Source organism: Aerococcus mictus, assembly GCF_003286595.3.
Taxonomy (GTDB): Bacteria; Bacillota; Bacilli; order Lactobacillales; family Aerococcaceae; genus Aerococcus; species Aerococcus mictus.
On the sequence record NZ_CP132985.1, the window covers coordinates 569,126 to 592,497 of the forward strand.

Here is a 23,372-nt window from a genome sequence, read left to right on the forward strand (position 1 = left end):
AAAGGATGAAAGGTGTTCTATGAAATCGAAAGGATTATTGGTTGTGCTTTCAGGACCCTCTGGGGTAGGTAAAGGGACGGTCCGCAAAGCATTATTTGAGACTGATCAAGAAAAAAATCAATTTTTCTATTCCGTTTCAGCAACTACACGTCAACCACGTGAAGGGGAAGTAGACGGAAAGGATTATTTTTTCGTATCGCGAGAAGAGTTCGAGAAAATGATCGAAGATGAAAAGTTGTTAGAATATGCGGAATATGTAGGAAATTTTTACGGGACACCCCTGGATTACATTGATAAAATGACAAATGCAGGAAAGGATGTCTTCTTAGAAATTGAAGTACAGGGTGCCTTGCAGGTAAAACGGCGGATGCCTGATGGGGTTTTCATTTTTCTGGCGCCACCAAACTTAAGAGAATTGGAATCACGCATCGTTAACCGGGGAACGGACAGTCCAGAAGTGATTGCGGAACGGATGGACAAGGCGCGCACCGAGTTGCAATTAATGACCCAATATGACTATGTGGTGGAAAATGATGATGTGGATCTAGCGGTAAAACGGATCCAAACCATCATTAAGGCAGAACATTTGAAAGTTGACCGTTTTATTGACGATATTGTTGAGAATTATCTAGGAGAGGGAGATTAATTATGATTATTTATCCATCGATTGATTCTTTGTTAAAGCAAGTAAATTCTAAATATTCTCTGTGTACCATTGCCGCTAAACGGGCCCACGAACTTCAAGAAAACCAAAATCCGATGTTAACAGACTATCATTCTCCTAAGTATGTTGGCCAAGCCTTAGAAGAGATTAATTCCGGTGACTTAGGCATTGATCCAGATTCTTTAGCTAAGGACGAAAGCCTTAACTAATAATAAGCACGAACAAAGATCGGTTAGCCGGTCTTTTTTTCGTGCTTTGGAAAACTAGAGATAGTTGGAAGCTGATTTAAGTTTTAGTACAATAGATAGAGAAATAGCGGAAAGGAGAATGGATATGGTCACAGAAAAGACAAGAGCCCCCCGTTTTGCCCGGGTCATTGTTGATGTTCCTACCATGCAGACTGACCATCCCTATGATTATTATATTCCCGACCGCTATCAGGACTTGATTCAGGTGGGGATGCGCGTCCAAGTTCCCTTTGGTGTCCGCCAGGTACTGGCCTATGTGGTGGAATTAACCGCGACCAGTGAATTTGAAGGTGAACTTAAAGAAATCACTAGCCTGCTTGATGACCAAGCGGTTTTAACTCCGGAAATGTTGAATCTGGGTCGAGATATGGCCGAGCATTTGTTTTCTTATGTGGTGACTTGTTACCAAACCATGCTGCCCCGCTTGTTAAAGGTGGACTACCATAAGTACTTCGTCCCTAGTGAGACATTGACTTACCAACACCGGCAAAGCTACTTTGAAGACCAGGAAGAAGTCTCCTGGGAGGTGGCAGAAGAAGCCGGGCAGTTAAAAGACTTGCTAGCTTTAAAAGAGGCAGGCGAGGTCAGCCTTGACTACCGGGTTGCTGACCGCAAACATTATAAAACTGAAAAATGGATCCAACCCTTGATGGATGCAGAACAATTAGAACAGGAGCGCGACCAACTTAGAAAAACCGCTAAAAAGCAGATCTTACTCTGTGAAGTGCTCATGGAACTTGAAGGCCGGCGGGTGAGCGTCAAATGGTTGCGGGAGAATTATGATCTCTCCTTACAAACTATCCGCCGTGGGCAAGATTTCGGTTGGTTAAAGTTATTTGAAGTCGAAGTCAACCGTGATCCCTATGCCGACCGCTATCAAGAGCGAACCCAAGATAAGCCCTTAACCGATGACCAAAGTCAGGTTTACCAAGAAGTCAAACAGGCGATCAGTGACCAAGTTAATGACACCTATCTCTTGCAAGGAGTGACGGGTAGTGGGAAGACAGAAGTTTACCTGCAATTAATCCGCCAAGCCCTCGATCAAGGGCAAAATGCCATTTTATTGGTACCAGAAATTGCCTTGACTCCACAAATGGTGGCCCAGTTGAAGGGGCGCTTTGGAGATTTGGTCGCTGTTCTTCACAGTCAATTAAGCGTTGGCGAGCATTTTGATGAATGGCGGAAGATGCGCAGAGGAGATGCTCGGGTAGTCGTGGGTGCTCGGTCATCGATCTTTGCCCCCATTGATAATATTGGCATCATCATTATTGATGAGGAACATGAGACCACTTATAAACAAGAGGAAGCCCCGCGCTACCATGCCCGGGATGTGGCCAAGTGGCGGGCGTCTTATCATTCCTGTCCCTTACTCTTAGGGTCAGCAACACCCGCCTTAGAAAGCCGGGCCCGGGCCCAAAATGGGGTCTACCACTTGCTTAGTCTCCCTGGACGGATTAACGGTAAGGCTTTACCAGCTGTTGACTTGATCGATATGCGGGAAGAGTTTAAGCATAAAAATTACTACCAATTCTCCCGCTCACTCAAAGAAGCCATCGATCAAACCTTAAGCCAGGGCCAACAAGTGGCCCTCATGCTTAATCGGCGGGGCTATGCTAATTATGTCATGTGTCGGGATTGTGGCTATGTTTTTCAATGTCAAAATTGTGATGTTTCCCTAACCTATCATTATAGTGATCGCAGTTTACAGTGCCATTATTGTGGCTATAGCCGGCCCTATCCCCAAGTCTGCCCCCTCTGCCAAGGCCAACACTTACGTCCCTTTGGCAGCGGCACGGAAAAGGTTGAAGAAGAGATTTACCAACTCTTTCCTGGCAAGCACTTGGTCAGGATGGATAATGATACCACCCGTAAAAAGGGCGCCCATGAGCGTTTGTTAGCCAAAGTGGCAAGTGGCGAGGCGGATATTTTGCTGGGAACGCAAATGATTGCTAAGGGGCTAGATTTCCCTAATATTACCCTAGTGGGAGTGATCAATGCGGATACCTCCCTCTACCTGCCTGATTTCCGGGCTTCAGAGCGGACCTTTCAGCTCTTAACCCAGGTGAGTGGCCGAGCCGGTCGGGGTGACTTGGAAGGGCGGGTCATGATTCAAACCTTTAATCCAGACCACTATGCCCTACAACTCGCTAAGCACCACGATTATGACCGCTTCTACCAAAAGGAAATGACCTACCGTAAACTCAATCATTATTCCCCTTATTTCTATACCATCAGGTTATCTATCTCACACTTTAATGAAAAAGATGCCCTAAAAGCGGCCTTAACCTTGGCTACTTTACTGCGTGAACGCAGCCAGGGCAGTAAAGACTATGTCATTGGCCCCAGTCAAAATGCCATTTCTCGGATTAAAAACCGTTATTATTATCAAATTTTGTACCAGTACCGCAATCAAGCACACATTCAGCCCCTATTCCAAGAAATCCGTGACTTGGCTCAAGACTGGAGTAAAAAGAAACTCTATGTCTCTATTGATGTCGAGCCTTTATCTTTCTTATAGGAAAACAGGGGATAGGAATTGCACTGAGGAGGAAGTTATTCATTATGAAAAAAATTGTATTTATGGGGACGCCAGAATTTTCGGTGAAGAGTCTACAGGCCTTAATTGACCACCCTGACTATGAAGTGAGCGCCGTGGTTACCCAGCCTGACCGACCCGTGGGACGGAAACACCGCCTCCAAGCCTCAGCGGTTAAAGAAGCCGCCCAAGCAGCTGATATTCCCGTTTACCAACCTGAAAAAATCAGTCAAGACCAAGAGCTCGACCAACTACTCAGTCAGGGGGATATCGATTTAATCGTGACGGCTGCTTACGGGCAATTTTTACCCGAGCGTTTATTGAATTATCCTAAATACGGAGCCATTAATGTTCATGCCAGCCTCCTACCCAAGTACCGGGGTGGGGCACCCGTCCACTACGCCATCTGGAAGGGAGAAAAGGAGACCGGGATAAGTATTATTCGTATGGTTAAGAAAATGGACGCTGGAGCAATTCTAAAACAAGCGGCTATTCCTATTGATGACCAAGTCACCGTTGCGGAAATGTTTGACCGCTTGAGTGAACTGGGGAGTCAAGTATTGCTAGAAACCTTACCCGCTCTCTTTAATGGGACAGTGACTGAGACTCCTCAAAATGAAGCGGAAGCGACTTTTTCACCTAATATCACCCGAGAAGAGGAACGAATCAACTGGGACAATACTGCCCAAGAAATCCATAACCAAGTTCGGGCCTTTAATAGCTGGCCGGTGGCTCACACTTTCTTTGATGATAAACGCTGGAAGATCTGGGCAACTGAAGTGCTTCAAGACCAAGAAACTGACCAAGTCCCAGGGACAGTGATCGCTATTGACAAGAAACCGGCCCGTTTCCTAGTGGCTTGCGGAGAGGGAACCGTTTTAGCTATTACTGAAATCCAACCAGCAGGGAAGAAGGCCATGGATATTACGAGTTTTATTAATGGAGGAGCGGGTCAAATTGAAGTCGGCGACACATTCCAATAAACCCTCAGGACTCAAAGCTAGCGCCCGCTACCAGGCTATGGAAACCCTAAGCCTAGTCTATAAGGGCGAGGCCTTTGTTAACCAAGAAGTCAATCAGGTGCTCAGCCACAGTCGGGTAGGAGACTCGGACCGAGATCTCTATACCCGGCTAGTTTACGGGAGTCTGCAATTCCATTGGACCCTCCAAGAACTCTTAAAACAGGTATTGAAACGCTATAAGCGGACCAAGAAGTGGTTGCTGGCTTTACTCGAATTATCAGCCTACCAGCATTATTATCTCGATGCCGTTCCTGACCACGCCATTGTGGACGAAGCCGTACGCATCGCTAAGAAGCGCGGTAACCAGACCCTGGGACGTTTTACCAATGGGACCCTGCGTAACCTCTTCCGAACCTATCCGACCATCGAGGACTTTATTAGCCAGCAGGCAAGCGACCAGGCCTATGTTCTTTCCTTAGAGACTAGCTTGCCAGTAGAATGGGTGAATTATTTTGCCCAACGTTTCGGTATGGAAACCACCCAGCAAATTGCCCAAGCCATGGTAGAACCGGCCCAGGTTAATGTGCGAATTAGTCGAGATTATTGGCAGGACCAGGATAAAATTAGTCAGATTTTAGCCGATCAAGGTTTTCCTAACCAAAGCAGTCAGATAGCTCCCCACCAGCTAAAAGTTAAATCCGGTAATCCAGCCCAATCTGAACTCTTTGAGAAGGGAGTTATTACCATTCAAGATGAGGCTGCCAGCCTGGCCGTCGACATCTTGAATCCCAAAGCTGGCGACCGGGTCCTAGATGCCTGTGCGGCACCCGGGGGCAAGACGGTCCAATTAGCTGAATATGTGGGCGAAAGGGGCCAGGTCTTAGCCTTTGATATTGCAGAGAATAAATTACCCTTAATTGCTGATAATGTTAAACGCATGCATGTCGATAGTCAGGTAAGTATCCAACAAGGAGATGCCAGTCAACTCGGAGAACAATTTCCAGCGGAAAGCTTTGACGGGATTTTAGTTGACGCTCCCTGTTCAGGCGTGGGTCTCTTCCGGCGCAAACCGGATACCAAGTTAAACAAGGATTTTCAAGATCTAAAGAATTTGCAAAAAATTCAATTAGAAATCTTAAATAATGTCAGTCCCCTACTAAAAAAGGCTGGTCGCTTGGTCTATAGTACCTGTACAATAACAGCAGAAGAGAACTGGCAAGTGGTCGAAGAATTTCTAGCGACTCACCCAGACTTCGCCCTCAAAGCCATTGGGCCTGAGTGGCAGAAAGTCTTAAAACCCTCTTTGATCAATGCTGCTTGCCTGGAAATCTTACCACATCATTTTAATAGCGATGGCTTTTTTGTCGCTTTATTAGAAAAACAAAGTTAGGAGCAATTACTATGGAAGTTAGTCAGTTGACCGATACTGGTCAAATTAGAAGCTCAAATCAAGACCAAGTAGGGGTTTTTTATAATCAAGCCGAGCAGGCCCTACTCCTGCTCTGTGACGGTATGGGCGGTCATAATGCTGGGGATGTAGCCAGTGAAATGGCCCTCTATGCAGTTGGCCATGCCTGGGAGGAGTCTCCTAAGACCGATACGGAAGCGGTTCAAACTTGGTTAGAAGATAATATTGTTTCTGCTAATGACCGGGTTTTACAAGCTTCAGAAAAATATAATGATTTGTCAGGCATGGGAACCACTATTGTGGGGATTGCGATTATTGAAGGCAAGGGGATTGTAGCCCATGTGGGCGATAGTCGGGCTTATTGCTACGATGGTGAGATCTTGAAGCCTTTGACTCGCGACCATTCCTTTGTCCAAGAACTCTTAGATATGAACATGATTACTCCATCTGAAGCCCAAAACCACCCGCAAAAGAATATTGTGACTCAGACGGTGGGGGTAAGCGAAGATATCAAGGTGGATATTTCGGTGTTTGCCTTAGAGGCTCAGACCATGCTCTTACTCTGTTCAGATGGCTTAACCGATATGCTGACTGATGACGATATCGGTCAGATTATCGCTAGCGATGAAGATGTTAATCAGGCGGCTCAGGCCTTAATCGCTGCAGCTAACCAAGCTGGAGGCCGGGATAATATTTCGGTGGTCCTCGCCAGGATTGAGGGAGGGGATGTGTCATGAAACAAGGTCAAGTGATTGGTAATCGTTATGAAATTATCCGCCACCTTGGCTCTGGAGGAATGGCAACTGTCTATTTAGCCTATGATCCGATTTTGGAACGGGAGGTCGCCATTAAATTCCTCCGCATTGGGACTTCGGATATGGATGACGCAACCCGACGTTTCAAACGGGAAGCCATGTCGATTTCAGAAGTGAACCATCCCAATATTGTCAATATTTACGATGTCGGTGACGATGATGATGGCCACTATATCGTGATGGAATACATTGAGGGAATTGACCTTAAACAATTTATTCGCGAAAATCATCCCATCAGTAAAGAAACTTATCAAGGGATCATGATGCAAATCCTGGCTGGGGTCGAATGTGCCCATCGTAAGGGGATTATCCACCGGGACTTAAAACCGCAAAATATCATGATTAAACCCGATGGCCAGGTAAAAATCATGGACTTTGGGATTGCCTTGGTTTCAACGGAAACCTCGATTACCCAGACCAATACTATTATTGGCTCGGTCCACTACCTCTCCCCAGAACAAGCTCGGGGGTCGATGGCTAGTTACCAATCCGATATCTATAGTTTGGGGATTGTTTCCTTTGAAATGCTCACTGGCCAGGTGCCCTTTGACGGGGAATCAGCCGTTAGCATAGCCATCCAACATTTCCAGGAATCCCTACCGGATATTAATCAATTCCGTTCCGATATCCCCCAAGCCATGCAAAATGTTATTATGAAGGCAACGGCCAAGGAAGCTAATGAACGCTATCAGACTTGCGAACAGATGCGGCAAGATTTAGCGACCTGTCTGGATCCCAGCCGGGCCAATGAAGCACCATTTACGCCTTCATTGATGAAGAATGAAACCATTGTTATGGCTAAGGACGCGATCGAAAAACAAATTACTGACGAGACTAAGGTCACTCCCCAAGCCAAGCCAGAGTCCAAAGAGACGGCTCAAGCGACCAAGGCCATGCCGCTCGGTGCCGGCTTAGCGAGTCAAAAGGCAGAGGCCCAAAGTGAGCCAAAAGTAAAAGCAGCTCCGCCAAAAACATCCAGTCGGTCCAAGCGGAAATGGCCTTGGTTCATTGGGGGGCTCTTGGCCATCTTACTGCTTCTCGGCGTCTTTGTCTTTGGCCAGGGGCAAAGTCAACCGGTCCCTGATTTAACCAATATGACCGAAGACCAGGCCCGTAATAGCCTGGTCAATAATAGCTTTAGCCTGGGTGAGAGTCATCAAGAATATAGCGACCAGGTGGAAAGCGGGCGAGTGATCCGGACCGATCCGAGTAGTGGGCGGAAGGTCAAGGCTGACCAGCCCATTGACCTCTATATTAGCCAGGGTAAGGAACCTATTGAAATTCCTAACTACCAAGGACAGACCCTAGAACAGGCTAAAAAAGATGCTGAGAAGAAGGGTTTCTCCGTAAGTAGTGAAGAAGTCTATAGTGAAGAGGTAGAAAAGGGTAAAGTGATTTCCCAAAATCCAGCTCCGGGTGCTAGTGTGGTGGCTAGTGAAACCAACCTGCACTTGGTCGTGAGTCTGGGTAAGGAACCCTTAACGATGGCCAACCTGCAAGGTTTAAACCAAGCGGGCGTCCAACAATATGCCCAAAGTGTAGGCTTGAATGTCAGCTTTAATGAAGCAAATTCGGATTCTGTAGCTAAGGGCTTAGTGGTTTCCCAAAGTATCGCGCCTGGAGCCAACTTTAATCGCGGGGCGAATTTGACTGTGACCCTTTCTTTAGGGCCTGAGGAGGAGCCCACACATAGCTTCCGTCACACCATCACTATTCCTTACAAGGGCAAAAGATCTCGTGGAGATTCTGATGGTGAGTCTACTTCCCAACGGCAGGCAGCCAATGAGATTGAAATTTACATTGATGATTTAAACCATTCTTACAATGAAGTGGCTGATCACTTTACCATCACTGACGATAAGTCTTATACTTTGAGTTTTGAAACTGAGCCTAATAAAACCGCTCGTTTCAAGGTGGTTCGTGACGGCAAGACGATTTTAGAGAATCGAGTGAAACCAGGCGATGACTAATAGACAAACAGAAAAACAGGGCCAGATCGTTAAGGTCTTGAGTGGCTTTTACTATATTGAAGACCAAGATAGTCGGAAGATCTACCAAACCCGGGCGCGCGGCCTCTTTCGTAAGGAACAGCTGACCCCCTTAGTGGGTGACTATGTCAGTTTTCAAGCAGATAATCCCCATGAAGGGGTCTTAACTGCCGTGAAAGAGCGCAAAAACGAGCTTGACCGGCCACCGGTGGCTAATATTGACTTAGCCTTTGTCGTTGCTTCCGTGACCCAACCACAAATCCCTAGCAAGTTGATTGACCGCATGTTGGTCTATAGTGAAAGCCAAAGGATCCAACCAGCGCTTTACTTTTCTAAGTTAGATTTATTTGATGAAGCAGAACGTGAAGAGTTGCAGCCGCTATTGGCCAATTACCAGTCCCTGGGCTACCAGGTTTTAACGAATTTAGACCTATCTCAAGCAGACGAAGATTTGCTGACTGAACTTTTTCATGGGAAAACCATCGCCGCTATGGGACAGTCAGGGGTTGGTAAGACCACCTTGTTAAACCATCTCCTGCCTGACCTCCATAAGGAAACGGCTGCTATTTCTAAGGGCATGGGCCGGGGCAAGCATACCACCCGCCATGTCGAATTGCATGATGTCTATGGGGGTAAGCTAGTCGACACGCCTGGCTTTTCTAGTTTAAGTTTAGATAGCATTGAAAAGGAAGACTTGGGAGACTACTTCCCTGAAATGAGAGAGCGGAGTGACTCCTGTAAGTTCCGGGAGTGCTCCCATACCCATGAACCTCACTGCGCCATTAAAGCAGCCCTAGCGGCAGGCGAGATTAGTCAAAGTCGTTATGACCATTATGTGGAATTTTTGCAGGAAATTATTAATAAAAAACCCGATTACCAACAGAAAAATAGGAGGAAGAAAAAATGAAAATTGCCCCAAGTATTTTAAATGCTGATACCGGTCGTATGCGTGAAGAAGTTGCCCGGATTGAAGAAGCTGGAGCAGACTGGGTTCATGTGGATATTATGGATGGCCATTTTGTCCCCAACCTCACATTTGGTGCACCCATGGTGGAAGCCCTACGTCCTCACACCAAACTTTTCATTGATTGCCATATGATGGTGGATAATCCAGATGACTATATCGAATCTTTAGCCCAAGCGGGAGCAGATAGTATGACGGTGCATTTTGAAGCGGTCACCCACTTACACCGGACCATTCAAAATATTCAATTCCAAGGCATGAAAGCTGCGGTGGCGCTTAACCCAGCAACTCCAGTATCAGCCATCACACCGATCTTGAATATGGTTGATATGGTCTTAGTCATGACGGTTAACCCAGGCTTTGGTGGCCAAGCCTTCATTCCCGATATGGTAGAAAAAATGACTGAACTGGACCAAATCCGTCAGGAAAAAGGCTACCATTATCAAATCCAAGTCGATGGAGGGATCGATAACACCACCATTCGTCAGTGCTACGACCAAGGGGTGGATGTCTTTGTTTCCGGTTCTTATGTCTACAAAGGGGATTCTAACCAAGCCATCGCTTCCTTGCGGGATGCTTGCTGCTAAAAGTGAGTGAGGAAAATGATTCAACGTATTATTGCTGTGGGGAGTTCAATTGCTCATTTGGATAATCCCATTATTGCTAGTTACAAAAATGACCCCCAAGTGGCCTGGGTGGGGATAGACCGGGGGGCGAGAGAGTTGCTCCGCGCCGGCTTACCTCTCAACCTAGCTGTGGGGGACTTTGATTCGGTGACCGCGGAGGAAAGACAAGCGATCCAAGAAGCGGCCCAGAAATGTATTGTCTTACCCAGTGAGAAGAATGATACTGATACTGAAGCTGCTCTCACGGAAATGATAAAAAATTGGCCCCAGGCGGAACATATCATTTTTTATGGCATGCTGGGTGGTCGACTCGACCATACCCTTAATAACCTTTGGATGGCCTACCAAGACCGTTTTCAGTCGGTCATCTCTCGTTTAGAATTTGTTTCCGATACCAACACGGTTCGCTTTTTGGAGCCTGGTGATCATACCATTTATCCCTATGAGGGCATGACCTATCTTTCTTTGATCTCTATGGGGCCCATCAGCGGGCTGACCTTAAAAGACGTTAAGTACCGCTTAGAGGACTTTGCTTCTGATAACCCGCGGTCATTTATTTCTAATGAGTTTCTCCCTGATGGCCGGCCCATGTCCTTAAGCTTTTCTACGGGACTCTTGATGGTCTTACAAACCAGGGATGCTCACTAGGTATTTGCTAAGTATTTTCTAAAAGAACTTGCAACCCAGTAACCCCTATGATAAAATATTCTAGTATGTTCAAAAAACTGTAAGAAGGGAGTTATTCAACATGGCAAAACAATGTTATTTCACAGGTCGTAAAGCAAAATCTGGAAACAACCGTTCACACGCTTTAAACAGCTCAAAACGTACCTTTAAACCAAACTTGCAAAAAGTTCGTGTGTTAGTTGATGGAAAACCTAAACGTGTTTGGGTTTCAGCTCGTGCCCTTAAATCAGGAAAAGTTCAACGTGTTTAGTCAACAAACTAACGATAGAAAATCACATTAGCCATAGAGTGTTAATCATTCTATCGCTAATGTGTTTTTTTATTATTAGCTTTTAATTTAGGCCAGAGAGTGCAATATCCGCCAAAAATTGGTACAATGGGAAAAGGATTATGATATAAGAATCTTCAAGCGTATTCATCGAAAAAATGACTCTTATTAACAAGGAGGAAAAACAATGCCTGTAAAAATGGATTCTGAATATGGCGAAATTGAAATTACTAATGACGTGATTGCTAAGGTTGTGGGAATGGCTACCACACAAAATTATGGTGTGGTCGGCATGGCCAGCAAGAACCAAATCCGTGATGGCATTTCTGAAATCTTAAAAATTGAAAATTATACCAAGGGAGTCGTTGTTCGTAGCGAGGCTGATCTGGTGATCGTCGATGTTTATATTATGGTAAACTACGGCACCAAGATCTCAGAAATTTGTCGTAACGTGCAACGCTCTGTAAAATATGATTTAGGACGGCAACTAGGCATCACTGCTAATGTAGTGAACGTCTTTGTCCAAGGCATATATACAGAGGATCAATAAGCGAAGGGAGGAAGACGCTGCATGAGTCAGTTAGTCATTGATGCATCAGATTTAAGAAACATGGTTGCCGTAGGTTGCGACAAGTTAAAGCAAGGAGCAGATTATGTCGATTCCTTAAATGTCTTTCCAGTACCTGATGGGGATACAGGGACAAATATGAACTTATCCTTTTCAGCGGGGTTAGACGGAGTCGAGAAGAACGATGGGCAAAGTGTCGAAGAAGTTGCCGATGCCCTAGCCAAGGGTTTGCTAATGGGAGCACGGGGGAATTCCGGCGTAATCCTATCCCAAATCTTTAGAGGCTTTGCTAAGGGCTGTAAGGGTCTCGAAAAGTTAGATGCCAAGGCCCTAGCCAATAGCTTTGACCAGGCGGTTAAGTCAGCCTATAAGGCAGTCATGAAGCCAGTGGAAGGGACGATCTTGACCGTGGTCCGTGAGGGAGCAGAAGCCGGTCTCGTCCAAGCTGAGAAGAGTGATGACGTCATTGAGGTTATGCGCGCTGTTTCTGAAGGCGCTAACTTGGCTTTAGAGAATACCCCTAACCTGCTTCCTGTACTAAAAGAAGTAGGCGTGGTTGATTCTGGTGGGCAAGGACTATGCCTAATCTATGCTGGCTTTTTAGAGGCCTTGACGGGTGAAGCGGTTGCTAGTTTCCATACCAATGTTGAAAATACCGACCTCACTGAATTAGCCCATGAAGAAAATTACTATAATACTTCCCATTCCGTGTCTTCAGAAGATATCAAATTCGGCTTCTGTACCGAAATTATGGTGGCCTTAGGGCAAGGCTCAGAAGACTATGAAGACTTTGACTACGAGACTTTCCGGAATTACTTGAGTGAACGCGGGGATTCCTTATTAGTGGTTAATGATGATGAAGTGGTCAAGGTCCATGTCCACACTGAACGTCCTGGTGATGTCCTCAATTATGGGCAAAAATTTGGGACCTTAATCAAAGTGAAAGTGGATAATATGCGCCAGCAACATGAGGATATCCTGACCAATAAGGCCAAGGCAGCCCCTAAGGAAAAGCAAGCTTACAGTATTATTGCTGTTTGTGCCGGTGAAGGCGTGAGCGAACTCTTTAAAGAGGCGGGAGCTAGCTACATCATTTCCGGTGGTCAGACCATGAATCCGTCGACGGAAGACTTTGTTAAGGCCATTGAAGCAGTTAACGCTGAAAATATCATCCTCTTACCTAACAATAAGAATATCTTTATGGCAGCCAAACAAGCGGCTGATGTCAGCGAGGTGCCTACCGTGGTCTTGGAAACCGAGTCGATTACCCAAGGGCTAGCGGCCTTACTCGGCTTTAACCTCAATGATGACTTAGCAAGTAATGAAAGTTCTATGAAAGAAGCCTTTCATGAAGTCAAGAGTGGTCAAGTGACCCATGCGATTCGGGACACCTCGATCTCTGGTTTAACCATCCACAAGGGTGACTATATGGGCCTGGTTGAAGGCGATATACAAGTCTGTGATACTGATAAGAGTCAGGCTGCCCGTAAAACGGTCCAGGCCTTAACCGATGAAGAAAGTGAATTAGTGACTTTAATCTATGGTGAAGACATCAGTGAAGAAGAAGCTAGTCAGTTAGCAGATCTTATCACTGAAGATAATGATCAATTAGAAGTTGAAGTCTATAAAGGGGACCAGCCTGTCTATAGTTATTTAATTTCTGTTGAATAGTTAAGAAACAGGCTGTCTTGCAGTCTGTTTTCTATATTTAGAAGGGTGAAAGAGAATGAGTCATATGAAAATAGGTATTTTGGATTTTATCCCTCGCGATCGTGAAATGACTGCGATCGAATCCTTTAAAAGTGCCATGAATTTATTACAATTGGCAGATGAAAAGGGACTGGCTCGTTACTGGTTTGCTGAACACCACAGCACTCCGGCACTCTTAGGGTCAAGCCCCCAAGTCACATTAGGCTATGCAGCGGCGATTACCAAGCATATCCGCCTGGGCACAGGTGGGGTGATGCTGGATAATTTAAGTGCCTATCAACTGGCTGAGAACTTTAAAGTTTTGGAATGCTTAGCCCCCCACCGGATTGAAGCCGGGGTAGGTTATAGCAATCCTAAGGAACAGGCTGACCAAAAGGAAATGGGGGGCTTTGACTTTAAGAATCCCAAACCCTATAAGGATGAATTAGTCGCCCTTTATGACTATATGCATGATCAACGGTCAGTCCACCAAGAGGGGAAAGCCCGGGCCATGCCAGTTTTATTTGACCATGAGATTCCGTATTATGTCATGGTGACTAGCACCCGCCATGTTCGCTATATTGCTGAACAAGGCTGGGGCATGCTTTTTGGTCTCTTCCTCAATCCTTCCTATGAAGAATGTAAAGAAGCTATCCGCATTTATCGCAAGTATTTTAAACCCAATGGGATTAGTAATAGCCCCCATGTCATGGTGTCGCTCTATGTCATTTCGGCCTATGATGAGAATGTCTTAGAAGGCTTAGAGAAGGCCGTTGATGCTTGGATACTGACTTTTAGGAGTAACAAGCGGGCCTTGTACCAACTCTTGAGTGTGGAGGAAGCGGAATTCTATCCTTTTTCCGATGAGGAGAAGGAAACTATTGACCATTACCAAGAGGCTAAATTAATCGCTAGCCCTAAAGAAATTCAGGCTAAATTTAGCCATTTGATGAAAGAATTAGACTGCGATGAATTCCTGGTGGTTAACCAATTATCTGGTTACAATTATCGCCGCGACTTAATTAATATCTTAGCGGACATCGATCTTTAGTAGCCTGCAGCGGGAAGGAGTAAGCCAATGACGAGTATCACTGATCCAGTCAGCGTCTTAACTGGAGTAGGCCCTAAAAAAGCAGCCCTGTTGAAGCGTTTGAAGATTGAAAGCATTTATGATTTACTTTGTCAATTTCCTTTTCGCTATGAAGACTTATCGGTTAAAAGTATTCAGGAATTGGCCGACAATCAAAAAGCGACCTTAAAGGGCCGTGTGGTTACTGAACCAGTGGTGAATTATTTTCGGGGACGCAAGGGTAACCGCCTGCATTTTCGTTTGCAGGTGGACCATGAAATTATCAATGTTAATTTCTTCAACCAAGCCTACCTCAAAAAGCAAATTCATAGCCAAGAAGAGATTCTGATTTATGGGACTTATGAAGCCAAGCGCCAGCAATTGTTGGGGATTAAACTTATCAATTTTTCCAGTGAGGATAATGAGACCGCCTCTGTCTACCATACAACTAAGGGGCTCTCACAGTCCGCTTTAAGGCAGTTAATTAAGACGGCTCTTGACCAGTATGAAGATCAGATTCCTGAGCTTATCCCCGAAGCATTGTCAAAGCGCTATCAGTTAATTCCTCATCGCCAGGCAATACGCTTGATGCATTTTCCAAATACTGAGGCTGATAGTCAGCAAGCCCGGCGCCAGATTAAGTACCAGGAGCTCTTTCTCTATAGTCTCCGTATTCAATGGCGCAAGCTCAACCAGCGCTACCAAGAAGCGGGGGTACAAATTCTCTATGACAATGACCAGCTGAAAGCATTTATCCGCTCAATTCCCTTTGAATTGACTCAGGGACAAAAAGAAGTTACTAATCAAATTTGTCGGGACCTCCTGCAACCCTATCCCATGAACCGGCTCTTGCAAGGGGATGTGGGGAGCGGAAAGACCATTGTGGCTTTGATCGCCCTAGCGGCTGCTATATCAGCTGGCTTTCAAGGGGCCTTAATGGTGCCTACCGAAATTTTAGCTGAGCAGCACTTTAAAGAAGCTCAAAGTATATACCAAGCCACGGGACTGCGCTGTGCTTTGTTAACCGGGTCTACCAAGGGCAAAGAACGCAAGCAAATTCTTTCCCAGCTGGCCCGGGGAGACCTTGACCTGATGATCGGCACCCATGCCCTCTTCCAGGAAGATGTTCATTTTAAGGACCTGGGGCTAGTCATTATCGATGAACAGCACCGCTTTGGGGTTAAGCAGCGCCGGCAATTAATCGATAAGAATAGAGACCGCCACCCAAATGTCCTCTATATGACCGCTACCCCCATCCCTCGAACCCTAGAAATTACCTTGATGGGCGACATGGAAGTTTCCAAGTTAAAGGAACTCCCCGCTGGTCGTCAGCCGGTTAAGACCCTCTGGCTAAGGCCCCAGGAGGCTAGTCAGGTCGACTATCTCTTAAAACAGGAACTGGCTAAGGGTCGACAAGCTTATATTATTTGTCCCCTGGTAGGCGAGTCAGAAAAAGTTGAGGCCCAAAACGCCGAAAAAATTTATGCCGATTACCAGGGCCGTTTTGGTGACCACTACCAGGTCGGCCTCCTTCATGGGCAGTTATCTAATGAAGAAAAAGAGGCTGTCATGCAGGCCTATAGTGATAATACGATCCAGCTTTTGGTGGCCACCACTGTGGTTGAGGTAGGAGTCAATGTTCCCAATGCCAGCTTAATGCTTATTTTGGATGCCGACCACTTCGGTCTAGCCCAACTCCACCAATTACGGGGTCGGGTTGGCCGGGGCCAGGTAGCCTCTTTCTGCCTCTTGTTGGCTGACCCCCATACTGAAAACGGTAAAGAACGGATGCGGATCATGACTGAGTCCAATGATGGCTTTTATTTGAGCCAGCAAGACTTAGAATTACGGGGAGCAGGGGACTATTTTGGCACCAAGCAGAGTGGCTTACCTGAATTCCAGTTAGCCGACCCGGTCGAAGATGGCGAGATTCTGGAATATAGCCGCCAGGACGCCATTCAATTTGCCCCCTATCTGATGGAAAATGTCCAGGACTATCCCTTACTAGGGGCCTGGTTGAATCAAGTGGAAGAAGAACGTCAAGCCTGATCTAGGCTAAAGGAGTGAAGCTCATGATTAAAATTGCAGTAGATGCTATGGGTGGTGACCACGCCCCTCAAGCTATCGTGGAAGGGGCTCTGGCAGCAGTCCAGACCTATTCCGATATTCAGATCCTGCTCTATGGGGACCAAGCCCAAATCCAAGCCCTGCTTCCTAAGGGCGACTATCCCATTGAAATCATCCATTGCTCAGAAAAAATTGCTGGTGATGATGAACCGGTCCGGGCCATCCGTCGCAAGAAGGATGCCTCCATGGTGGTTGCCGCTAAGGCGGTAAAAAAAGGACAGGCAGATGCCTTGGTCTCAGCCGGTAATACTGGGGCCCTCTTAGCAGCAGGGACCTTGTTAGTCGGGCGAATTAAAGGGATTGATCGTCCGGCCTTATTGGGAACCCTACCTAATTTAAGAGAGTCAGGGGAATCCTTTGTCTTGGTGGATATGGGCGCTAATGCCGATGCCAAGGCCAAGCAACTTTGGGAGAATGCCTTGATGGGTAACCAATACGCTAAGGACGTCTTAGGTAAGAGTCAGCCACGGGTGGGACTCTTGAATAATGGTTCTGAGGATAGCAAGGGCAACAAAGTCACTAAAGAAGCCTTTGAATTATTGAGCCAGGAAGAACAGATCCACTTCATCGGTAATGTGGAATCCCGCGACATCTTAGCTGGGGTCTGCGATGTGGTGGTTAGTGATGGCTTTACCGGTAATGCCGTTTTAAAGGCCATTGAGGGGACGGCTAAAGAGATTCTTACATTAGTCAGTCACAGCCTCAAATCAGGGAACCTCCAAACAAAACTAGGGGCCTTACTGATAAAAAATTCATTAAAGGAAACCCTAGGGCAATTTGATATTGAAAGTGTTGGTGGAGCGACCCTATTTGGAGTAAAAGCCCCAGTGATTAAGTGTCACGGGAATGCCAGTGCTAAGACTGTTGCTGCAACCATCGGCCAGGCCCGGCAAATTGTGAAATCAGGTACCTATGACAGTTTGGCCCAACAAATCGCTAATAAGGAAGGTCAAGCAGAAGACTAGGCCTTTGAAAAGGAATTGTTTTGAGAAGGAAGACCAACTATGGAAGAGAGAAAAATTTTTGATATCATTCGGGAAATGATCAGTGAACGCTTTGGTTTGGAAGATGAGAAAATCGATAAAACCACCCACTTATCTAAGGACCTTGGGGCAGATTCCTTAGATATTGTGGAGCTGGTCATGACCTTAGAAGATTATTTCAAGGTCTCCATTCCCGATTCAACTGCAGACCATATTGAAACCTTAGAAGAATTAGTTGATGCTATTAGTTTGGCGAAAAAGAGTTAACTATTAAGGAGGAAAACCATGTTTAAAGCGATTAAGCAGCTTTTTAAAGAGCAATTTGATTTGGACATTCATGAAAAGCGTCATTATCAAATTGCCTTTACGCATTCATCTTATGTAAATGAAAAACGCAAAGAAAATTTACAGGACAATGAACGGATTGAATTTTTAGGGGATGCTGTTTTAGAGTTAACAGTCTCTAATTTCCTCTACCATTACTTTCCCCAATTACCAGAAGGCGACTTATCTCGGATTCGTGCCTTGATTGTCTGTGAGGAAAGTTTGAGTAAACGCTGTAAGGAGTGTGGCTTTGACCAATATGTCCGTCTAGGGCACGGTGAAGAGGCCAATGGTGGTCGCGAACGTTCTTCCTTACTTTGTGACTTATTTGAAGCCGTTGTGGGAGCCTTATATCTTGATCTTGGGTTAGATGCTATTGAGAAGTTTCTAGAGCAAACCATTTATCCTAAGATCGAGAGCGGTGAATTTAAGGATCACCGAGACAATAAAACCGCCCTCCAAGAAGAACTACAAAAAGATGGTCAGATTAACCTATCTTATCGTTTGTTGAAGGAATCTGGCCCCTCCCATAATAAACGCTTTGAAGTGGCAGTCTGTTTAGATGGTGAAATCATCGGTCAAGGCCAGGGGACTTCTAAGAAGCATGCTGAACAGGCGGCAGCCAAACAGGCCCTCGAGGATATACAAAAAGATAAATAAAGGACGGCAAGTGTGTGTATTTAAAAACAATTGAAATGGTCGGTTTTAAGAGCTTTGCAGAGAAAACCCGAGTCGAACTCGACCGGGGGTTTACAGCCATAGTTGGACCAAACGGTAGTGGTAAATCGAATATCACTGAAGCAGTGAAATGGGTGCTCGGTGAACAATCCGCCAAATCACTGCGGGGGAAAAGAATGGATGACGTGATTTTCTCAGGTTCACAAAGTCGACGTCAATCCCAATATGCCCAGGTGGTTTTAACCTTTGACAACAGTGACCGGGTTCTTGATATGGATAGTGATGAGGTCTCGGTATTGAGACGCTATACCCGTTCCGGCGACAGCATCTATAAAATTAATGGCCAAAATTGCCGCTTAAAGGATATCACCCAGTTAATGATGGATACGGGAGTGGGAAAGGAATCCTTCTCTATTATTTCCCAAGGCAAGGTAGAAGAGATCTTTACCCAGCGGGCTGAAGAGCGACGCGCTATCTTTGAAGAAGCTGCCGGGGTCATGAAGTATAAGAGTAAGAAGCAAGAAGCTGAACGCAAGTTGGACCGGTCTCAAGAGAATTTAAATCGGATTGAAGATATCTTGTCAGAGATTGAAGGCCGCTTGGAACCCCTCAAGGAGCAAAAAGAAGCGGCCGTTTCCTACCGGGACAAGAAGCAAGAGCTTAGTCAAATTGAAATTGCCCTGACTGCCGTTCAAATTGAAACCCTTAATGAACAATGGCAACTGGCTAAGAAAGATTTGGAAAGCATTCAGACCAGCAATGAAGGGAAAAAACGTCAACTTGACCAGGAAGAAACAGCTCTGAACCAAGCCAAGGCCGCTGAAGAACAGTCTGATGAGCGCGTTAACGCGCTCAATGACAACTACGTGGTCAAACTCCAGGCTGGGGAGAAACTACGTAGCCAACTGCAAATGATGGAGCAGGAGCAGCGTTTTATCCAGTCTAACCGCCAAAGCCAAGAAAAAGAACAGGCCAATTTACAAGCAAAAATTGAAAAACTGAAAGCGGACTTAAAAAGTAACCAGTCTCAGCTAGATAAGTATCAAGAAACTTATCAAAGCCAAGCCGACTCCTATCAATCCCTCAAGGAGCAATTAGCGGCTTTAAGTGACTACAGTGAAGAAGATTTGGAAGACCTACGTAACCAGTACATCGCTTATTTACAGGAAGAAAGCCATTTATCTAACCAAATCCAGCAAACTGAGAAGGATATCCAACAAGGGCAAAAGAACCAAGAAAAATATGCGGAGAGGATCCGGAACAGTCAAAAAGAACAGGCTAAGCTGAAGGGCCAGCAGGAAGAATTGGACCAAGAAATTAGTCAAAAAGAGCAAAGGTTAAAAGACTTGCTCCAAGACTATCAAGACCAAGCCCAGTCATTAAGGCAGTCTCAAGACCAAGTCCAAAAAGCGACTAAGGCTAACCAGTCTCTCTATCAAAAGCTTTTGAGAAAACAAGCCCAGTTAGATTCCTTAAAGAATTTAGAGGATAACCACGAAGGCTTTTACTACGGGGTCAAAAATGCCCTGAAATTAAAGAGCCAAAAAAGAGGGATTTTTGGGGCCATTGCGGAATTGATAGATGTGCCTGAAAATTATACCCTGGCGGTAGAAACGGCCTTAGGGGGCAGCATGCAAAATATCGTCACCCAGGATGGCCAAGTGGCCCAGGAAGTGATTACCTACTTGAAGGCTAAGAAGGCCGGACGGGCGACCTTCCTTCCCCTGGATACTATGAAAAGTCGGCGGATCAGTGACCAGCAAGTCAGCCGTGTTCAAGCTGATCCCGCTTATATCGGCCTGTTGGTTGACTTGGTAGACTTTAACGATCAATTTCAAACCGTCATGGAAAATGTGATGGGAAATATCATTGTGGCTGAGGACTTAACCGGGGCTCGTCGCCTATCCCAGACTCTCCATGCTCGTTACCGGATCGTCACTTTGACCGGAGACCTAGTTAATGCAGGAGGATCCTTAACCGGGGGCGCTAATAAGCGGAACCAGACCTCTCTCCTTAGTCGTAAAAATGACATCCAAAGCTTAAGCCAAGATATTGAATCCATGGAAGCCTCTTACCAAGAAGCGGCTAGCCGAATAGCGACCCAGCAGCAAGGCCAAGATCAGCTGACTCAGGCCTTAGAAAGCTTGAAAGAAAAAGGAAGTGAGGCTCGCTATGACCTGCGTTCTAGCCAGGCCGAAAGGGAGCACTTAACTCAGGAGCTGGAGAAATTGGCTAAGGAAGTCCAAGGCCAGGATTATGAGAAAAATCTTAGCCGAGAGGATGTTAAGCAGGGTCAGGCAGACCTGGCCACCAGCCAGGAAAAACTGACTCACTTACAGGAAAAAATTCAAGCAGCCAAGGCCAAGATCGATGCTCGTTTACTCTCTGATGAAGAAAAAGGCCAGCAAAAAGCCCAGCTGCAAAATGATTTTCAAGAGATTGCGACTGACTTTGCGGTTACCAAGGAGCAAGTTAAGCAGGCTAAGGACCGAAAAACCAGCTTATCCGCAGAGCTCGCTGATCAGGAACAGGCCTATCAAGAGCTTGCTAACTTACTAAGCCAAGCTCTGACCAATGATAGCGACCAGGAGGAGAAGAAAAAGCATTTAGAGTCCCAATTGCAAAGCTTCCAAAAGCAAAGTAAAGACATTCAGGTCCAGTTAAAAACAGCAAAAGAAGAACGCCAGGAAGCCAGTCAAAGGGTTGAAGCGGCCAATCAAATGATTAGCCAACTGAACTCAGAAATTCAAAACAACTTGCAAAGTATTGCTAAGTTAGAGGCCAGTGCTAGTCGCTATGAGGTATCGATCGATAATCACTTGGAACAATTAAGTGAATCATACGGTTTGACCTATGAACGGGCGCGGGCAGAAAGTCAGTTAACCATGTCGATTGACCAAGCCTCCAGCCGGGTCAAGCAATTAAAGCAGGCTATTGACCACTTGGGACCAGTCAATATGCAGGCTATTGAGGAATATGATGAGGTGTATGAGCGTTTTTGCTTTATCGATAAACAGCGCCAAGATGCTATCGATGCTCGTGAAAATCTTTATCAAACCATTGCTGAAATGGATAGTGAAGTCTCTACCCACTTTAAGACTACCTTTGAAGCTATCCGCGACGCCTTTGAAAGTATTTTTCCGGCTCTCTTTGGTGGGGGCAAGGCGACCCTCAAGCTCACCGATCCCAATGACTTACTGAATACTGGGGTAGAAATCATGGCCCAACCGCCAGGAAAGAAACTCCAGCTCTTGAGCTTGTTATCGGGTGGTGAGCGGGCCCTTACCGCTATTGCCTTGCTCTTTGCCATTTTGGATGTCAAAACGGTGCCTTTCTCCATTTTGGATGAAGTTGAAGCGGCCTTAGATGATGCCAATGTGGCCCGCTATGGACGCTACTTGCAAAAATTTGCTAAAAAAACGCAATTTATTGTTATTTCCCACCGTAAGGGAACCATGGAAGCCGCTAACATTCTTTATGGGGTGACCATGCAGCAGGAGGGAATTTCTCAACTGGCATCGGTTCGTTTAGAGGATGTTGATGATCAATTGAATTAGGAATAATGGATTTAAACTATAATTAGGACTGGGAAATTTCTCCCCAGTCCTTTTTTAAAGGCGAACTGTCTAGTCAAAACCAACTAAAAACTGTTAACGCTCAGCTTTGCTGAGGTTTTCCCAGTTTTCTCCAGTGATTTCGTCCTTTGTTGTGACTGTCACACTCTCTTTAAACCTGCTCCGGGTGCAGATCGATCTCCACTTCACTAAAGTGCAAGAAATTCTTTTCAAGAATTTTTGCTCTTTAGCTCTAGTGTTATCGATCTTTGGTGCACCCGTCGCACTCTCTTCCAAAATGGGCTATTTTCTTGATCTGTGATATAATGAGAAAGAAATTTTGTAAAGTTTGCTTCGGCATGCGCTAAGGATTTATAAAGGATAGATTGCATGATTAAACTTATTGCTATTGACTTAGATGGGACCTTATTACGCGATGATAAGACCATTAGTGAAGCCAATGCTTCTACCATAAGAAGAGCCGTGGAAGCGGGGATTGAAGTGGTGATTTGTACCGGTCGTCCCATTGAAGGCATTCAATTTGCCTTGGACCGCTTTAACATGAATACTGCTAAACATTTCTCGATTACTTATAATGGTGGCTTAGTTTTACATAATGATTCCCGTGAGATCATTTCTGAAACCATTATGACGACAGCTGATGTGCTTCGCATTTATGACATGATGTATGGACTCGATTTACCTATTGACGCGGTAGATATCGATACCGTCCATCGTCTTAAGTACCCCAAGGACTGGCCGGGCCACTATGACCAACAGATGCCTTTTCTTCCCTTTGTTCCTTTTGACTTGGATGCTGTGGGGATGGACCATCATTTTTATAAAACGGTGACCAATACCCCTAAGGAGCATATTGAAGACCAGTTATCGGACTTGCCGGACTGGCTCTACCAAGACTATTCCGTCATGCGCTCTCACGGCCATCAGTTAGAAGTGATGCCTAAGGGCGTAGACAAGGGACAGGGCTTGGCCGCTTTAGCTAAATATTTAAAGATTGATGTTAGCGAAGTCATGGCCATTGGTGATGAAGAGAACGATAAGGCTATGTTACAATGGGCAGGAACTGCCGTTGTCATGGCTAATGGCAATGCAACAATAAAAAAATATGCTGACTATATTACCAAATCCAATATGGACGATGGGGTTGCCCATGCCATTGAAGAATTGGTATTGAAGTCATAAGGGAGTGAATC

20 protein-coding genes are annotated in these 23,372 nt (G+C 45.7%); all 20 read left to right on the forward strand.

Annotation, left to right across the window (positions count from 1 at the left end):
* Positions 1 to 19 precede the first annotated feature (19 nt).
* Positions 20 to 646, forward strand: a complete 627-nt coding sequence (gene gmk, locus DBT49_RS02705) for a guanylate kinase (RefSeq protein WP_064293552.1) — start codon at positions 20 to 22, stop codon at positions 644 to 646.
* A gap of 2 nt (positions 647 to 648) precedes the next feature.
* Positions 649 to 873 carry a DNA-directed RNA polymerase subunit omega gene (gene rpoZ, locus DBT49_RS02710; protein WP_013669681.1) on the forward strand — a complete coding sequence of 75 codons (225 nt, stop codon included), beginning with the start codon at positions 649 to 651 and terminating at the stop codon, positions 871 to 873.
* A gap of 124 nt (positions 874 to 997) precedes the next feature.
* The gene (gene priA, locus DBT49_RS02715; RefSeq protein WP_070558504.1) at positions 998 to 3,430 is read left to right on the forward strand and encodes a primosomal protein N'; all 2,433 of its coding nucleotides are present in this window, start codon (positions 998 to 1,000) and stop codon (positions 3,428 to 3,430) included.
* 44 nt (positions 3,431 to 3,474) lie between these two features.
* Positions 3,475 to 4,431: a methionyl-tRNA formyltransferase gene (fmt, locus tag DBT49_RS02720; protein WP_070558502.1), complete on the forward strand. Its 957-nt coding sequence runs from the start codon at positions 3,475 to 3,477 to the stop codon at positions 4,429 to 4,431.
* Positions 4,388 to 5,800: a 16S rRNA (cytosine(967)-C(5))-methyltransferase RsmB gene (gene rsmB, locus DBT49_RS02725; protein WP_070558500.1), complete on the forward strand. Its 1,413-nt coding sequence runs from the start codon at positions 4,388 to 4,390 to the stop codon at positions 5,798 to 5,800. The genes fmt and rsmB overlap by 44 nt, the downstream gene beginning before the upstream one ends.
* Positions 5,801 to 5,811: 11 nt before the next feature.
* Positions 5,812 to 6,555, forward strand: a complete 744-nt coding sequence (locus DBT49_RS02730; protein WP_070558498.1) for a Stp1/IreP family PP2C-type Ser/Thr phosphatase — start codon at positions 5,812 to 5,814, stop codon at positions 6,553 to 6,555.
* Positions 6,552 to 8,603 carry a Stk1 family PASTA domain-containing Ser/Thr kinase gene (gene pknB / locus DBT49_RS02735; RefSeq protein WP_111872389.1) on the forward strand — a complete coding sequence of 684 codons (2,052 nt, stop codon included), beginning with the start codon at positions 6,552 to 6,554 and terminating at the stop codon, positions 8,601 to 8,603. Before DBT49_RS02730 ends, pknB begins: the two co-directional genes overlap by 4 nt.
* Positions 8,596 to 9,528 carry a ribosome small subunit-dependent GTPase A gene (rsgA, locus tag DBT49_RS02740; RefSeq protein WP_070558495.1) on the forward strand — a complete coding sequence of 311 codons (933 nt, stop codon included), beginning with the start codon at positions 8,596 to 8,598 and terminating at the stop codon, positions 9,526 to 9,528. Before pknB ends, rsgA begins: the two co-directional genes overlap by 8 nt.
* Complete coding sequence (gene rpe / locus DBT49_RS02745; RefSeq protein WP_070558493.1) at positions 9,525 to 10,172, forward strand: ribulose-phosphate 3-epimerase; 648 nt, start codon at positions 9,525 to 9,527, stop codon at positions 10,170 to 10,172. Before rsgA ends, rpe begins: the two co-directional genes overlap by 4 nt.
* A gap of 15 nt (positions 10,173 to 10,187) precedes the next feature.
* Positions 10,188 to 10,859, forward strand: a complete 672-nt coding sequence (locus tag DBT49_RS02750) for a thiamine diphosphokinase (RefSeq protein ID WP_083300406.1) — start codon at positions 10,188 to 10,190, stop codon at positions 10,857 to 10,859.
* Positions 10,860 to 10,959: 100 nt separating this feature from the next.
* Positions 10,960 to 11,148 (forward strand): 50S ribosomal protein L28, encoded by a 189-nt coding sequence (gene rpmB, locus DBT49_RS02755; RefSeq protein ID WP_041706165.1) that lies wholly within the window; start codon positions 10,960 to 10,962, stop codon positions 11,146 to 11,148.
* Between the two features lie 205 nt (positions 11,149 to 11,353).
* Complete coding sequence (locus DBT49_RS02760; RefSeq protein WP_013668911.1) at positions 11,354 to 11,716, forward strand: Asp23/Gls24 family envelope stress response protein; 363 nt, start codon at positions 11,354 to 11,356, stop codon at positions 11,714 to 11,716.
* A gap of 21 nt (positions 11,717 to 11,737) precedes the next feature.
* Positions 11,738 to 13,405: a DAK2 domain-containing protein gene (locus DBT49_RS02765; protein WP_070558491.1), complete on the forward strand. Its 1,668-nt coding sequence runs from the start codon at positions 11,738 to 11,740 to the stop codon at positions 13,403 to 13,405.
* A gap of 64 nt (positions 13,406 to 13,469) precedes the next feature.
* Positions 13,470 to 14,474 (forward strand): MsnO8 family LLM class oxidoreductase, encoded by a 1,005-nt coding sequence (locus DBT49_RS02770; protein ID WP_070558490.1) that lies wholly within the window; start codon positions 13,470 to 13,472, stop codon positions 14,472 to 14,474.
* 27 nt (positions 14,475 to 14,501) lie between these two features.
* Positions 14,502 to 16,541: an ATP-dependent DNA helicase RecG gene (gene recG / locus DBT49_RS02775; protein ID WP_070558489.1), complete on the forward strand. Its 2,040-nt coding sequence runs from the start codon at positions 14,502 to 14,504 to the stop codon at positions 16,539 to 16,541.
* Positions 16,542 to 16,564: 23 nt separating this feature from the next.
* The gene (plsX, locus tag DBT49_RS02780; protein WP_070558487.1) at positions 16,565 to 17,584 is read left to right on the forward strand and encodes a phosphate acyltransferase PlsX; all 1,020 of its coding nucleotides are present in this window, start codon (positions 16,565 to 16,567) and stop codon (positions 17,582 to 17,584) included.
* Positions 17,585 to 17,623: 39 nt separating this feature from the next.
* Positions 17,624 to 17,869 carry an acyl carrier protein gene (gene acpP, locus DBT49_RS02785; RefSeq protein WP_060777885.1) on the forward strand — a complete coding sequence of 82 codons (246 nt, stop codon included), beginning with the start codon at positions 17,624 to 17,626 and terminating at the stop codon, positions 17,867 to 17,869.
* Between the two features lie 18 nt (positions 17,870 to 17,887).
* Entirely contained in the window at positions 17,888 to 18,586 is a 699-nt protein-coding gene (rnc, locus tag DBT49_RS02790; RefSeq protein WP_083300404.1) for a ribonuclease III, read from the forward strand.
* Positions 18,587 to 18,600: 14 nt separating this feature from the next.
* Positions 18,601 to 22,161, forward strand: a complete 3,561-nt coding sequence (gene smc / locus DBT49_RS02795) for a chromosome segregation protein SMC (RefSeq protein WP_111872390.1) — start codon at positions 18,601 to 18,603, stop codon at positions 22,159 to 22,161.
* A 387-nt stretch (positions 22,162 to 22,548) separates the two neighbouring features.
* Entirely contained in the window at positions 22,549 to 23,361 is an 813-nt protein-coding gene (locus DBT49_RS02800; RefSeq protein ID WP_070558484.1) for a Cof-type HAD-IIB family hydrolase, read from the forward strand.
* The last annotated feature ends 11 nt before the right edge of the window (positions 23,362 to 23,372 follow it).

Bases quoted from the DNA above. Each gene is read 5' to 3' on its own strand.
- gmk (WP_064293552.1), top strand. From the start codon at position 20: ATGAAATCGAAAGGATTATTGGTTGTGCTTTCAGGACCCTCTGGGGTA.
- rpoZ (WP_013669681.1), top strand. From the start codon at position 649: ATGATTATTTATCCATCGATTGATTCTTTGTTAAAGCAAGTAAATTCT.
- priA (WP_070558504.1), top strand. From the start codon at position 998: ATGGTCACAGAAAAGACAAGAGCCCCCCGTTTTGCCCGGGTCATTGTT.
- fmt (WP_070558502.1), top strand. From the start codon at position 3,475: ATGAAAAAAATTGTATTTATGGGGACGCCAGAATTTTCGGTGAAGAGT.
- rsmB (WP_070558500.1), top strand. From the start codon at position 4,388: ATGGAGGAGCGGGTCAAATTGAAGTCGGCGACACATTCCAATAAACCC.
- DBT49_RS02730 (WP_070558498.1), top strand. From the start codon at position 5,812: ATGGAAGTTAGTCAGTTGACCGATACTGGTCAAATTAGAAGCTCAAAT.
- pknB (WP_111872389.1), top strand. From the start codon at position 6,552: ATGAAACAAGGTCAAGTGATTGGTAATCGTTATGAAATTATCCGCCAC.
- rsgA (WP_070558495.1), top strand. From the start codon at position 8,596: ATGACTAATAGACAAACAGAAAAACAGGGCCAGATCGTTAAGGTCTTG.
- rpe (WP_070558493.1), top strand. From the start codon at position 9,525: ATGAAAATTGCCCCAAGTATTTTAAATGCTGATACCGGTCGTATGCGT.
- DBT49_RS02750 (WP_083300406.1), top strand. From the start codon at position 10,188: ATGATTCAACGTATTATTGCTGTGGGGAGTTCAATTGCTCATTTGGAT.
- rpmB (WP_041706165.1), top strand. From the start codon at position 10,960: ATGGCAAAACAATGTTATTTCACAGGTCGTAAAGCAAAATCTGGAAAC.
- DBT49_RS02760 (WP_013668911.1), top strand. From the start codon at position 11,354: ATGCCTGTAAAAATGGATTCTGAATATGGCGAAATTGAAATTACTAAT.
- DBT49_RS02765 (WP_070558491.1), top strand. From the start codon at position 11,738: ATGAGTCAGTTAGTCATTGATGCATCAGATTTAAGAAACATGGTTGCC.
- DBT49_RS02770 (WP_070558490.1), top strand. From the start codon at position 13,470: ATGAAAATAGGTATTTTGGATTTTATCCCTCGCGATCGTGAAATGACT.
- recG (WP_070558489.1), top strand. From the start codon at position 14,502: ATGACGAGTATCACTGATCCAGTCAGCGTCTTAACTGGAGTAGGCCCT.
- plsX (WP_070558487.1), top strand. From the start codon at position 16,565: ATGATTAAAATTGCAGTAGATGCTATGGGTGGTGACCACGCCCCTCAA.
- acpP (WP_060777885.1), top strand. From the start codon at position 17,624: ATGGAAGAGAGAAAAATTTTTGATATCATTCGGGAAATGATCAGTGAA.
- rnc (WP_083300404.1), top strand. From the start codon at position 17,888: ATGTTTAAAGCGATTAAGCAGCTTTTTAAAGAGCAATTTGATTTGGAC.
- DBT49_RS02800 (WP_070558484.1), top strand. From the start codon at position 22,549: ATGATTAAACTTATTGCTATTGACTTAGATGGGACCTTATTACGCGAT.